Raw genomic sequence first — 12,602 nt, forward strand, 5'->3', positions numbered from 1 at the left:
CGGACGCTGACTCCGATGCCTGAACTCCCCGAAGTCGAGGTTGTCCGCCGCGGACTGGAATCGCACGCACTCAGGCAGCAGATCGAATCTGTTGAGGTGCGCCATCCACGGGCGGTCCGCCGTCACGCTGCGGGGCCTGCGGATTTAGCGGGCCGCTTGGCAGGACGCGCCTTCAGTGGAGCGTTCCGGCGCGGCAAGTATCTGTGGCTCACGCTCGCGGAAAAAAATCCGGACGAAGCTGCTGATTCGGTACTGGTGCACCTCGGTATGAGTGGGCAGATGCTGGTACAGGCTGCAGACACGCCGATGGAGCCGCACGCGCGAATTGTCGTCACTCTTGATGGCGGAACCCATCTGCGCTTCGTCGACCAGCGAACATTCGGGGGGTGGCTGGTCGCTCCTCTCGTGCCGGCAGTACCTGATTCCGGCGAAGAATTGCTGCCTGAACCGATCGTGCACATCGCGCGGGATCCGCTGGACCCGCTGTTCGATGAGCGGGCGGTAATAGAGGTGATCCGGCGTAAGCCAAGTGAAATCAAGCGGATTCTGCTCGACCAGTCGGTGATTTCCGGGGTGGGCAATATTTACGCTGATGAGGCCCTCTGGCGTGCGGGTGTCCACGGCAACCGGCCAGCTCGTTTGCTCTCACGCGCGAAAATCAGAACGATTCTGTCCGCCGCGCGAGAGGTCATGATCGAGGCGCTGGAACAGGGCGGGACGTCGTTCGACGCGTTGTACGTCAACGTCAATGGTCAGTCGGGATTTTTTGACCGGAGTCTGAGAGTCTATGGGCTTGAGGGCCATCCGTGTGAGCGCTGCGGTAGCCCAATCGTGCGGGAAAGGTTCATGAACCGCTCTAGTCACTTTTGCCCGGGCTGCCAGCGAAAGCGGTAGTTGAGTGCCCACAGGCGACGCAGCCGTAAAGCCTGGCCATTCCTTGGCGATGTGGAGCTTTCTTCGACCGCTGCACGTCAATCTGGACGCGCCGAGGATGGGCACGGGGCGCTTCTCGCAGACGCCTGGAGGCAGCTGCCCCGCGGGTTCTCCGGCCTGAGACAGTCCCGGTCGAGCGAGAGTACGTACCGGTAGTCTTCCTGCAGCCGCGTTGCTCTGTGTGGAACTCAGCTCGTTGACAGACTGACGTGATCTCAGCGCGCGCGCTTGCTCGAGCGGTCTCCGGCTGTCCGCTGTCGCGACCGAGGGCGATGGTCGATCGGTGAGTTGGCGCATTTCTCGGATGCTCCCTGGCAGACTTCGATTATTGTCACCGCAACGATAGGGCGCACGCGCTGAGGGGGTAGGCATGGCACGGCAGAAGGCCAACGCTCAGGCAACGACGCTGTACAGGCTGCGACACACGCTCGAACTTGAGGATGCAGTCAAGAAGAAGTATCGGGAAGACTCCGCCTTCACACAGGAGTCGTGCACCGTCAAGGACCGAGACGCGCTCCTGATCGTCGGATCAGTTGGCGGTCAGGGGGCGGTGAAGTGGGCTGCCCGCGTGAAGCAGTTGACCGGCACGGTTGTGGATGCATCCAACGAGACCGCGGCTTGCGTGCTACTGCTGCGCCTGGACGATCAGACGAGCGCTGCCACTTGGGCGCTCTGTTGGGGGATGGGCTGGTTGCTCTTGGATCAGGGGTTGGTGGACGGAGCGTTCGGTCAGAGACTTGCCCTGAGGTCCGCCGATCCAGACCTCCTGAGTTCGCTGACTCGGACTGTGCTCGACGAGCGCGCCAAGGTAGACCGGTCCTCTATACCCGCCGGTTCGGGGCTTACCGGCTTCGGCATCGGCGGCTTCGGCGAATTGGTGACTCGGGTTGTTGGCAAGGCCGAGATCAAGGGCCTCACGATTGGGAAAGAGTTCCGCGTGAGAGGAGCCGATTCTGTGTCTGTGCCTCTCGGGCTCACGCTGACAGCGCTGCTGGCCGATCTCAAAGTACTTGACGACCTTCTGGCTCAGAATCCCCGTTCCGAATTGCAGGTTCTGGAACAGCTCGTCCCGGTCAAGAAGGGAACAGATCTAAGCCAGGGCTTGGAGACGTACCTTCTGTCCGAACTTCAGGAGGCCTCCGGTACTTCCAAGGTCGCAGTGACTTGGCCGCATGAGCATCTGAATGAGAACAAGCCAGCGGAAACTTTCAGGGTCAAGCGCGGTGGGAACACGCAGCCAAGGCCCGACCTGCCGACAGTTGAGGTCATCCTGGAGTTGATGAAGGGTCGGAACATCGGAGCGTTGGACACGATCAAGATCCAACTGTTCGGTGACGCCGAAGGCGAAGATGCGGTCAGCAGCGACATCCCGCTCCGCAAGTGGGTGGCGCTTGAGACAGAGGAGGGCGGGCGGAGGTACTTCCTGCATAACGGGCAGTGGTTCGCAATGGATCTCGATTACGCAGAGCAGCTCGATCAACGTGTGAAGCGCATCTTCGCGAAGCCTTCAGGAGTGACGATGCCCGAGTGGCGTGCGCCCGACGATGAGGAGGCTTACAACAAAAAGGCCGCCGAAGTCCTGGGCGCTGTTCGGACGGACCGGAAGCTGGTGCAGACTTCCCAGAACAAGCGGGGCTTCGAGCCGAGCGACCTCATCACCGAGAAAGATGTGTATATCCACGTCAAATCGGCGACCTCGTCGGCACCGCTGAGTCATCTGTTCGCGCAGGGAGGCAATTCCGCCCACGCGCTGCAGCACGACAAGGAGGCCCGAGCAAAACTGCGCGAACGGGTCGAGCAACGCGATGGGGACCCCGAACTTATCGGTACCAAGCCTCGCAAGGTGATCTACGCCATCCGCTCGAAGGAGGTTGGCAGGACAGTGAGCCCGGACGACCTCTTCAGCTTCAGCAAGGTTTCGCTGGTTCGTGTATTCGATGAGTTGGAGGGCCGGGGTATCGAGGTACGAGTGTCGAGCATTGAGTACCTGCCCGAGTGATCAGCCAGTCGGAAGCCGAGAGCCCGCGGTGACGCTCTACAGGTCGCCGGCTCGACTGTGCCTGATGAGTTTCTGAGACCGTGCGTCGTAGACGTAGCCGACGATGTCGCCGGAGATGATCAGGTCGATCGCCTGGTCGATGACGTTGAGCGGGACGACGAACCACTCCGAAGGGTCGTAGTCACGGTCTTTGCGGTCGATTTGGGTGATGTCGAGCCGCACCTCGGCGAAGACACGGTGCAGGAGATTCTCAAGGGCCGAGGCCTCAGGTTGTAGGCGCGGTAGTTGGCTACCACGTCGACCGGTGCCATCAGGTACGTCGGCGACTTTTCGGCGTTCTTGATCCGCTTATCGACAGGGCCCCGTGAGAAGCCGATCTTGTGCAGGTCTTTGACAGCTGCGATCTCAGGGTCATCGCTTAGCGATCGGAGCACGTAGATGTAGCCGCTGACCTCGTCATCGGTGAGGATCTCAGGCATCTCGGTTTGTGCAAGGACATGGCCATCCTCGTCGCTGCGCCGGATCGCGAGGGACTGACGGTACATCGAGGACTCGGTGCCGTTCTCAAAGATGCACCGGAGTCGTTCGCGCTTGTTCTCGCGGACGGTCGACTTCTTGTACTCGGTCTCACCGAGCTCGGCGATGAACAGCATCACGCCGTTGAGGACGAAGAACGCTCCGGGGACGATGTGGGTCATGCCAAGGTAGGGCAGGAGTTTGGACGTGCCCGCCCGGAGTTCGGCGTGCTTCTGCTTGAAAAGCGGCTCGAACTGCTCGAAGTCATCAGCCTTGCGGCGGCGTGCGGCATCCGTGTCGTACACCTGGCGACGTAGCGGTAGATCGGACACATCCAGCAGTCCCGAATCGTCGCCGAGGAGGTTGAAGTCGTCGCTTTCCATCAGGTCGTCGATCGAGGTTGGAGGTTCTGGCGTGTCCAGCATCCCGAACTCGTCGAGTGGCTTGAGCGCGGCGATCTTCTCTTCGTTGGCGAGGATCCCGTCCAGACGGGCACCGAGCTTGCGCTCGGCGATCTCTCGCGTCGTCGAGCTGGGGACTCGGCCGTGGGCGCTCCGGAACTCGACGATCTCGAGGAAGGCGCGTCCCAGCCGGTCGGCCGAGGTGACCTTCGTCGGCTTTTCCTGAGCGTCCAGGAGGCCGTCGACGTCGGAGTCGATCAGTACATGAATGTCGATGGCCGGGTAGGAGACATCCACCCGTCCGATGCCCTCACTGTTGGTCATGCTTCCTCGATTGTCTGCGTGGCCTGTTGCTCTGCGAGGTGCTGCTGCTTGCGTCTCTGCAAGTACAGCAGAGCCTCGGCGTAGCGCTTCTCGGTGGGATCCTCCGAGCGCGCGTCGGGTTTTCGGGCGTTGACCTTGGCCCAGTGCTGGATCTTGGGGAACAGGGCGAAGGCCTCTTCGTCGGTGAATTCGATCCGGGTGGCGGTGATCGCGTCGGAGATAATGCGCAGCACGGAGGGGGTGACGGACTTCGACATGACCTCGAAGGCACGCTGGAATGGGTTGACGGAGTCGATGAGGTTGATCTTGATGTCTATGTTGACGAACTTCTCCGACATCTTGATGAACCGCTTGTCGCCGACCTCGCGGACCTCGCCGTTCTTGATCACTGAGTCCACGACGACCTGCTGGCGCAGCTCCTCCACCTGAGACTCGTCCAGGTCAGGGTAGGCCCTCACGGATGATCTTCGGGATCAGGACCTTGTTCGTCGTCTCCGGATCCACCGATCCGGCGGCGGCCTTCGCGAAGGTGTCGTCCTGCAGGATCGTCGCCTTGAGGTCGTTCAGATCGGTCTCCACGATCTGCTTGACCCGCTCGGTGGACGGCTCCTTGAAGCCCTTGATCGTGATGACGCCCGGCGGGGGAGCCTCTATATGGGACCTGACTTCGAAGCGCTCACAGCCCTACGTTCGTTCGCCGTTCCCCGTCAGCTTCGGAACCCGCACCCGGCCGTCGCGGCGTTTCAGGGCAAGTAGGCATTGGTCTCCAAAGGCCAGATGGGTCGGGCGGCCCGCTTCCTGCAAGCACTGGTGCATGCCGCGACCGAGGTTGGTTGGAAGGTCCGTGCGAAGGTGCCGAACATGACACGGGGCCGAGGCGACAGCGGTCCAGATCTCGCGCTCCAGCTCCCCTCGAGAGCTCGTTGTCGTCATCCGGGAACTCGATCAGTGGGGTCGCCGCTCGCAGCCATACGTCAGCGAGATGGACTATTACACGCGCTCGGAGCGAATCATCGCGAACAAGCACTTCCAAGGCTCGGGCAACTTGGAAGTCACGATCACCAAGGCGTGGGAGGACCAGACGGTGCTCCCCTTGCGAGACACCGGCGGTGCAACCCTCGAAGAGCAGCTGCCGGTGCTGATCCACAAGCTAGAGATCGCCGAGGCGGAGGCAGACTGGTCGCGCCGTCAGGAGTCCCGGCGCTCAGAGATCCGCAAGGTTCGGTGGGGAGAGGTCAAGCAAGAAGCGTCACGAAGCTCACCTACGAGCGCAACGCCGAACAACTCCGCAACCAGCTGGAGCGGCGGCAAGCCGCCGCTGCGATGTGCTCGTACGCAGACGAGGTCACAGCATGCTCTGAACTGCGCGAGGGCACCGAGAGCGAAGACGCTCTCAGGTGGGCTGAATGGATTCGCCCTCACGCCGATCAAACCGATCCCATCAACGGGCCCCTACGTCTACTGCGTGCCACATCCGCTACCGACGACGAGCTCGCACCCCACATGAACAACTGGAGCACCCACGGTCCCTACCGGCGCTAGCCGCCATGTGGTGCGCCCGACAAGGCGACCCCACGGCATCGGACGCGAGCATGCCTGAGTCGCGTAGCCGTTGTGTGTCGAGCAGTACTCCCATCATTCCGACAGGTCCTCAGTCTCGTACTGCTGGCCTGCGCCGGGCGTCACGGATTTCAGACGATGTGCCGGCTCCAGAAGGCGTCGTCCGCCCAGTTCTCGGGCACACCCATCCCGGCCAGGTTCATCGGCGGACGAGTGCTGATCAAGTCGTGGAGCCGTCGTGCCCAGCTGCTGCGCGGCGACACTGAGCCGAGCACTGACTGCAGCGACACGAGCACGGGGTAGAGGCGTTTCCTCGACCGGTCGGGCAGGAGGTCGCCTGCCAGCCACGAGACCGCGGGGGAGTTTGGAATCGCCGGATAGACGCCGAGGCCAACGTTCCACAGCCGTCCGTGGTGTGCGCAGACGTTCCTCACCCGCACGTAAGTCTGTAGCCAGGATTCCAGGATCGTCGCAGTAAGGCCAACGCTCTTGGCAACCGCGGTTCGGTCGGCGCGTCGACGCAGGTTCCGGTACGCGCTGGCCAGCTGCCCGATCGTCAAGGTCTCGACCATGAGCCAGGACGGCGGCAGCTCCGGCGAGGAGTAGGTCGTCAGGTAGTGCTCAAGGGCAGAGCGATGGACCAATGAGTCCTCCCCGGCATCCGGCGTCCCGCGCAGCCGCTCGTCACACGTGTCCCGCACGATCCTCAAGAGCCCGGAGTGCTTGCCGCGGTCGCCAAAGTGCCCCGCGTCCATGTACCAGTGCGGGTCCTCGTAAGTCGTCGACATGTGATCGGTGAGTGCAGCGCGGACGGCGACCTCGACGCGCTCGAGGGCGTCCATGACCAGCAGCCGCAGAGCGCGGTCGAAGACGTAGAGATCGAGGACGTCGTCGAACCTTGTGTCCGAGCGGAAGGCGTGGTCGGGTTGCCCCTGCTGGAAGGGGATCGTGTAGGGCGAGAGACGGTAGTAGCCGATATGGCGCAGGTACCGCGCGGCCCGCTCGGGCTCAGGGATGACCAGGCCGCGAGCGGAGAGGCGGTCGACAAGCTCGGCGAGGCTCAGCGGCGGCTTGTCGTAGGACAGCGAGCCGCGCGGACGCGGTGGTCGAGGCGTGCGTGGTGGTCGGACCATGCGTGCTCCTCCCGGCCACCGGCAAAGAAAATCCCCCAAGTGCGCATCGTGGAGAGGCGTGGGGGATGTGGTGCGTCCAGCTTAACACGTGCCGGGCTTGGCCGACCGGTCATGGGGGAGCGTCGTGTCGGCCGGTCCTGCTCTATTCTGCGAGTTCCGTTGCCGAATCAGCTGCCATCAGCGGATCGGAGCCTTCGACGACCAGGGCTGCGACCGTCACTAGCACGATTTCGGCGACGATCGCCGTGCCGAGCACTCTCACCCGGAGCGTCTGACGTGGGACGCACTCAAGAGGTTCCGGTGTGCTTCCCATGCCGATGGTGCTACCCAACACGCGCTGCCCGTCCCCACGGCCTCGAGGGTTTGTCACGAGAAGAGGGTGGTCGGCGCAGTAGGTGTCGCCTCGCTCGGCTCTCACCCGGTCCAGGACTCGCCGTAGCAGCGTCCCGGTGATGAGGGCAGCGGGGATGAGCACCGCGCTCGCGCTCAACGCGACCGTCTCTACTGAGTTCGAGAACGCTGCGGTGGCCGCTTCGAGAAGTTCTGCCGCTTGGCTCGTGGCATCTGGGTTGCCACCGCTTCGGTGGCCCGATGGACTCCGTGGCGGCTGCGGACATGGCGGGCCGCCACTGGCATCGGTCACTCGGCTGCTTCGCGACCCTCGATAGAGCGCCGAGCCAGCTGCAGAAGGGCTGGCGCTCTTCGCCGAGATCAGAGCCCGTTGATTCGGGCGGACGATCCCAGAGCGTGGGGCGTCCGGGCCGAGAGCGACACGCTACTGCAAGCTACTGAAGTATCTATGCGCGAATAATGTGCCATACTGAAGTTAATGTCCTGGCCGCGTCCGCGGCTCCGGACGCGGACGCAGGAGGTCCATGATGGTTCCAGATTCGCCTGCCGAGGCTCTCGGCTCCCACGCACCCAGCGTCCGTGACACGCTCATCGAGGTTGTGCGGTCCGTGCACGGTCGTTTCGCTGAGGCGCACTCGGTGTCGAGGTCTCGGTACGGAATGGGCTTCGGCAGTCAATGGCGCGATTTGCTGGACGACGCCGACGACGAGCTGACGAAGCACGGTTTCCAGTCGCACACGCTGACCCCCGGTGGGCACGAGATCCCGGTCGTGAACGACTGCCTGGTCTATGTCTGGCGGGTCCCGGACGACCCGGATGCCGTGAGTAAATTCGCGGCGAGCCCGACGCGTCAGTCAGGCTTCGCCGCCTTGCCGCCTCCGGCGATGCTGTTCGAGCCCGCCTTCGCCGACGATGTCGAGTCGACCGAGGACGATGCTGACACAGCCGAGACCGAGACCATGCTCGAGGCGGTTCACGACACGATGCCCCTGGTGCTCGTCATGGTCTGGTCGACACCTCGACTGCTGCAGTCGATCGAGTGGGCCGTCGCCGACCTCGACGACGCAGGCAAGGTCAAGTTGCGTGGTCAGGAGTGCATCTGGGAGCCGGAGCTCGTCGCGGCCGATGTCGCGTCGGACGGCGAGTCGTTCGACAGCGGCACCCCGGTCCAGCCCACTGTCGAGCCGCGGAAGCAGGAGGGCACGGATCCGGATGCGCGATGACACCCCGAGCCTGTTCGACTTCCCCGGCTCCGGGCAGACCAATGGCCGCTTCGAACCGGCGCGGCTGACCCAGGCCCGGGTCCGCCGCTCGGTGACCAAGACGGACCTGGCCGCCGAGGTCGGCGTGTCTCCCGCTGCGATCGGCCAGTACGAGGCAGGCGTCAACTCGCCCCGCGCGGACGTGCTCGAGCGTTTGGCGAAGGCGCTGGACGTCCGGCCTGGCTTCTTCGGTGTCGGTCGCCCACTGGCGCGCGTAGACACCGTGAACGCCCACTTCCGCAGCCTGAGGTCGGCCCGTGTGAGCGACCGTCAGAAGGCGTTGGCCACGGCGACACTGGTGTGGGAGCTGACGTTCGTGCTCGAGCGGCACGTCAAGCTCCCCGAGGTGGACCTCCCAGAGGTCGCGCCCGGCAGCTCGCCCGCCGAGGCCGCTGCTCTCCTGCGTCGGCATTGGGGCCTGCCCGACGGCCCGGTCAAGCACCTGGTCGCCACGGCGGAGTCCCGCGGCATTGTCGTGGCCGTGCGCCCGCTCGCGGAGATCGACGCCGTCGACGCCTTCTCTGTCGTCATCGTCGACCGTCCGATCATCGTCACAACCCCGCGCCGGACCGAGAACGTGTTCAGACACAGGTTCTCGATCGCCCACGAGATCGGACACCTGCTCCTGCACGCCGACTCCGGCGAGCACAGCGCAGCCATCGAGAAAGAGGCCGACGAGTTCGCCGCGGCGTTCCTCACCCCTGCTGCGTCCATGGACGCAGCCCTCCCTCAGCGGCTCGAGCCCGCCGCCCTCGACCGACTGGGCAGGACGTGGGGCGTCTCGGCGACCTCCCTGGTCCGCCGGATGGTCGAGCGGGGCCGCACCACAGAATCTTCGGCGCGCCGGGCCTACCAGCGCCTGTCGACGATCTACGACGCCAAGGTCGACCCGACCAGCGCCTACCCAGGCGAGGTGCCGACGCTGTTGAGGAAGGCCGCTGAGCTCGCTGGCGACCATGGCGCACCCTTGCCCGTGCTCGCCGAAGCGCTGAAGATCAGCCCCGCGCAGGTGCGCGACCTGCTGGGCGAGGCCGACGAGCGCCCAGTGCTGCGTCTCGTCGGCAGCGACTGACTACCTCCTTGCCTACCACCGCCGACTGACAGGCACAGTCCTGGCCGTGGCGCTCACCATCGACAACCAAGAAGGAGCCTGACCAGTGGCGTATCCCACGCTCGCGCTCCACCCGCTCATCTCTGCACCCGGGGACGTACCTATCAAGGACATGGCCGTCATCCGCAAGACGATCAGCCAGTGGAACCTCAACCTCGGCCGCGTCGTTGGGCTCACGGTGCTGCCTGTGTCTTGGACCGAGCACGCCGTCGCCGAGTTCGGCGAGCGGCCGCAGGCGATCCTCAACCATCAAATCGTCGCGGAGGCCGACCTCGCTGTCGCGCTCTTCCACGATCGCCTGGGGACGCCGACGGGCGAGGCCGAGTCGGGCACGGCCGAGGAGATCAAGGTCCTCGTCGAGGCTGGAAAGTCCGTGGCCGTCCTGGTGAACTCGGCTCCGCGTCCGCCCGTGAATGGCACAGCGTTGGAGGAGAGGCAGCGGCAGGGGGTGACTTCGAGGCCGTGAGAAATCTTGACGATGACATTAAGAGTGGGATTGCGGCTTCGTCGTTCCAGCCCGCTGATGTTAGGTGCGGTTGAGGCCGGCGTGGTGGGCGAAGGCTTCCTGGGATGACCAACCGAGTTCGTGGCGCAATTCGTGGAGGCGCTCGCCGAAGGCGATGCGATGCGCCGGAATGGTCATGCATCAACGATTTCGATACGCTGACGGTGCGTCCACGGACTATGAGTCACATCAGAGCGTGCGGGTCACGGCACCGATCGAGTCCTTCTTTGGATGCTCAGGACATCCGGAGGTGACCCGATGCCCGACGACGAGTGGCTCGACGTCGCAACCGCGGCGGAACGCCACCGCTGCAGCACCCAGACCATCCGGCGACGCATCAGGCAGGGCGTCCTCCCAGCGCGCACAGAGAAGGTGAGGCGCCGTGACGGACGCCCGGTCATCAAGACTTTGATTCGAGTCTCTGACCTGAACGATGCGTTCGGATGGACTGCTCAGGCGGAGCATGTCCGTAAGATCCGTGCGACGGCGCGGCCGCTAACGGACGAGCAGAAGGTCGCGATCCGCAACGTCTTCCTCGAACACCTCCTGGAACGTGAAGCGAAGCGGAGGAGTGCCAGGACAGATGGCACAAAGGCCTAGAGTGGCCAGCACGTGTCCCTTCGGGGTGGTTGTCTCAAGGACGTTCAGCGACGCTTACGTTCAGGGTCTGTAGCCTGGTCTGTACCACGTCTGGCCCAGACAGACTCCGAGTGCGAGTCGAATCCCCATTAAGTCGCCAGTCGACTGCGAATTCGACTGGCATCCATGAACGTCACAAGCGTGCGGAGTCGGGTATTTCAGCCGTTCGCCTTCCCTGCCGTATACGGCAGGGAAGGCGAACCGTGTTTGAGGTGCGGCGCACCGATTCGCCGTGAGTCGTTCATGAACAGGTCGTCCTACTCGTGTCCGCGGTGTCAGCCGCGTCCACGGGCGAGTCGCGCGGTACGGGCGTTTCCGCCGCCCACACCTCTAATCAAGTGAGACACTGTGTCTCGGATGCGCAGCGCTGCGCGAACGTGACACAGGAGGATCAGCATGTCGGACCCCGAAGAGTTTCGGGTGGTAGTGGTCGGTGCGGGGCTCGCCGGGGTCGCCGCGGCGATCAAGCTAGAAAGAGCTGGAATCGATGACGTTGTCGTTCTCGAGAAAGCCGAGCGGGTCGGTGGAACGTGGCGTGACAACACGTATCCCGGCTGTGGGTGTGACATCCCATCGAACGTGTACTCCTTCACGTTCAATCCGAACCCGCGCTGGACTTCAACATTTGCGCTGCAACCCGACATTCTGGATTACATCGAAGACACAGCGGAGAAGTTCGGTGTCTACCGCAAGATCGGTTCAGTACGGAAATGAAGGAAGCTGTGTGGCATGCGGACCGGCGGCGCTGGGTGTTCGAAACATCGAACGGGCAGTTCGTATCCCAGTTCGCGGTCTTCGCGGCAGGGCCGATCACCGAGCCGAAGCTTCCGACAGTGGCCGGTTTATCCGACTTCGCTGGCGAGGTGTTTCACTCTGCACGCTGGAACCACGACCTCGATCTCACCGGTAAGCGAGTTGCCGTCATTGGGACAGGTGCCTCGGCAGTCCAGTTCGTGCCAGAAATACAGCCAGACGTAGCCCAGCTGTACCTCTTTCAGCGCACGGCATCGTGGGTGGTTCCACGTCTCGACATGCCAGTGCCTGCCCCAATGAAGACTCTCTTCGGCAAGGTCCCGAAAACGCAGCAGGGACTTCGGACAGGCTTGGACGGCATTCTCCGGCTGCTCACGCTCGCGATGCGGCACGAGTCAGCCGCGCGGCGGCTGAACGTTATCGGGAAAGCGATGCTCCGCGCACAAGTGAAGGACCCGGAGCTGCGTCAAATACTCACCCCTGATTTCACGCTGGGATGTAAGCGACTCCTGCTTTCGAACGATTTCTATCCCGCACTTGAAAAGCCAAATGTTGAAGTCATCCCGCACGCCCTCAGCGAGGTGGGGCCGAGTACGGTGACCGGCGCGGACGGGACGACGCGTGAAGTTGACGTCATCATTTTCGGGACCGGTTTCGATGTCAGCCACCCTCCGATCGCGCGGCACGTACGCGGTTCCGATGGCCACTTGCTGTCCGAATTCTGGAACACGAGCCCCGAAGCGTATCTCGGCACGACGACGCGAAACGTACCAAACGGATTCGTGCTGCTTGGCCCGAACTTGCTGGTGTACAACTCATTCCTGGGTATCGCCGAAGATCAGATGAACTACGTCGTCGACGCGATCAAGAAAGCGGACAGCAATGGAGTCGAGGTGCTGAGCCTCAAGGAGTCGACATTGCGGCAGTTCAACGACGAGATCCAGGAAGCGCTGCAGCGTACGGTCTTCAATCACGGCGGGTGCGCGAGCTATTACCTCGACGAAAATGGCAAGAACTTCGCCGCGTGGCCATGGTCGACAACTCTGATGCGTAAACGTCTCAGCCGGTTCGACATGGAGAACTACGACACCATCCCTTACGCGAACTAGGAATAC

At 63.3% G+C, this 12,602-nt stretch carries 10 protein-coding genes and 3 pseudogenes; 9 read left to right on the forward strand and 4 right to left on the reverse strand.

The window, feature by feature from the left end; genetic code table 11:
- Positions 1-15 precede the first annotated feature (15 nt).
- Together mutM and FHU29_RS03545 are read left to right on the forward strand one after the other, a co-directional pair.
- The gene (gene mutM / locus FHU29_RS03540) at positions 16-894 is read left to right on the forward strand and encodes a bifunctional DNA-formamidopyrimidine glycosylase/DNA-(apurinic or apyrimidinic site) lyase (RefSeq protein ID WP_064440190.1); all 879 of its coding nucleotides are present in this window, start codon (positions 16-18) and stop codon (positions 892-894) included.
- A 409-nt stretch (positions 895-1,303) separates the two neighbouring features.
- Positions 1,304-2,932 carry a DUF6119 family protein gene (locus FHU29_RS03545; protein WP_064440191.1) on the forward strand — a complete coding sequence of 543 codons (1,629 nt, stop codon included), beginning with the start codon at positions 1,304-1,306 and terminating at the stop codon, positions 2,930-2,932.
- Between the two features lie 36 nt (positions 2,933-2,968).
- Here the strand turns inward: FHU29_RS03545 and FHU29_RS23605 are convergent, their stop codons facing one another.
- Positions 2,969-3,154: a hypothetical protein gene (locus FHU29_RS23605; protein ID WP_341478959.1), complete on the reverse strand. Its 186-nt coding sequence runs from the start codon at positions 3,152-3,154 to the stop codon at positions 2,969-2,971.
- Positions 3,155-4,169: 1,015 nt separating this feature from the next.
- Positions 4,170-4,815: pseudogene (locus tag FHU29_RS03555) on the reverse strand (DEAD/DEAH box helicase); the annotation flags it as partial.
- A gap of 340 nt (positions 4,816-5,155) precedes the next feature.
- On the opposite strand from FHU29_RS03555, the gene FHU29_RS03560 reads away from it, so the two are divergent.
- Positions 5,156-5,680, forward strand: coding sequence for a hypothetical protein (locus FHU29_RS03560; RefSeq protein WP_064440193.1), 525 nt, complete (start codon positions 5,156-5,158; stop codon positions 5,678-5,680).
- A 184-nt stretch (positions 5,681-5,864) separates the two neighbouring features.
- On the opposite strand, the gene FHU29_RS03565 is transcribed toward FHU29_RS03560, so the two are convergent.
- Both FHU29_RS03565 and FHU29_RS03570 read right to left on the reverse strand, forming a co-directional pair.
- Positions 5,865-6,866: an Abi family protein gene (locus FHU29_RS03565; protein WP_064440194.1), complete on the reverse strand. Its 1,002-nt coding sequence runs from the start codon at positions 6,864-6,866 to the stop codon at positions 5,865-5,867.
- Between the two features lie 142 nt (positions 6,867-7,008).
- Positions 7,009-7,509, reverse strand: a complete 501-nt coding sequence (locus FHU29_RS03570; RefSeq protein WP_064440195.1) for a hypothetical protein — start codon at positions 7,507-7,509, stop codon at positions 7,009-7,011.
- 232 nt (positions 7,510-7,741) lie between these two features.
- Here FHU29_RS03570 and FHU29_RS03575 point away from each other — a divergent pair, with 232 nt between their 5' ends.
- From FHU29_RS03575 to FHU29_RS03600, 6 genes and pseudogenes are all read left to right on the forward strand, one after another.
- Positions 7,742-8,440, forward strand: a complete 699-nt coding sequence (locus FHU29_RS03575; RefSeq protein WP_232322953.1) for a hypothetical protein — start codon at positions 7,742-7,744, stop codon at positions 8,438-8,440.
- On the forward strand, positions 8,430-9,551 hold the full coding sequence (locus tag FHU29_RS03580) for an XRE family transcriptional regulator (protein ID WP_064440197.1): 1,122 nt from the start codon (positions 8,430-8,432) through the stop codon (positions 9,549-9,551). Before FHU29_RS03575 ends, FHU29_RS03580 begins: the two co-directional genes overlap by 11 nt.
- Positions 9,552-9,636: 85 nt before the next feature.
- Positions 9,637-10,056 carry a hypothetical protein gene (locus tag FHU29_RS03585; RefSeq protein WP_064440198.1) on the forward strand — a complete coding sequence of 140 codons (420 nt, stop codon included), beginning with the start codon at positions 9,637-9,639 and terminating at the stop codon, positions 10,054-10,056.
- Between the two features lie 297 nt (positions 10,057-10,353).
- A complete protein-coding gene (locus FHU29_RS03590; RefSeq protein WP_064440199.1) occupies positions 10,354-10,695 on the forward strand; it encodes a hypothetical protein in 342 nt (113 codons plus the stop codon).
- A 222-nt stretch (positions 10,696-10,917) separates the two neighbouring features.
- A pseudogene (locus FHU29_RS03595) lies at positions 10,918-11,076 on the forward strand (zinc finger domain-containing protein); the annotation flags it as partial.
- Positions 11,077-11,130: 54 nt separating this feature from the next.
- Positions 11,131-12,596, forward strand: a pseudogene (locus FHU29_RS03600) (flavin-containing monooxygenase).
- The last annotated feature ends 6 nt before the right edge of the window (positions 12,597-12,602 follow it).

Origin of the sequence: Hoyosella altamirensis (genome assembly GCF_014191505.1) — a bacterium.
Lineage (GTDB): Bacteria > Actinomycetota > Actinomycetes > Mycobacteriales > Mycobacteriaceae > Hoyosella > Hoyosella altamirensis.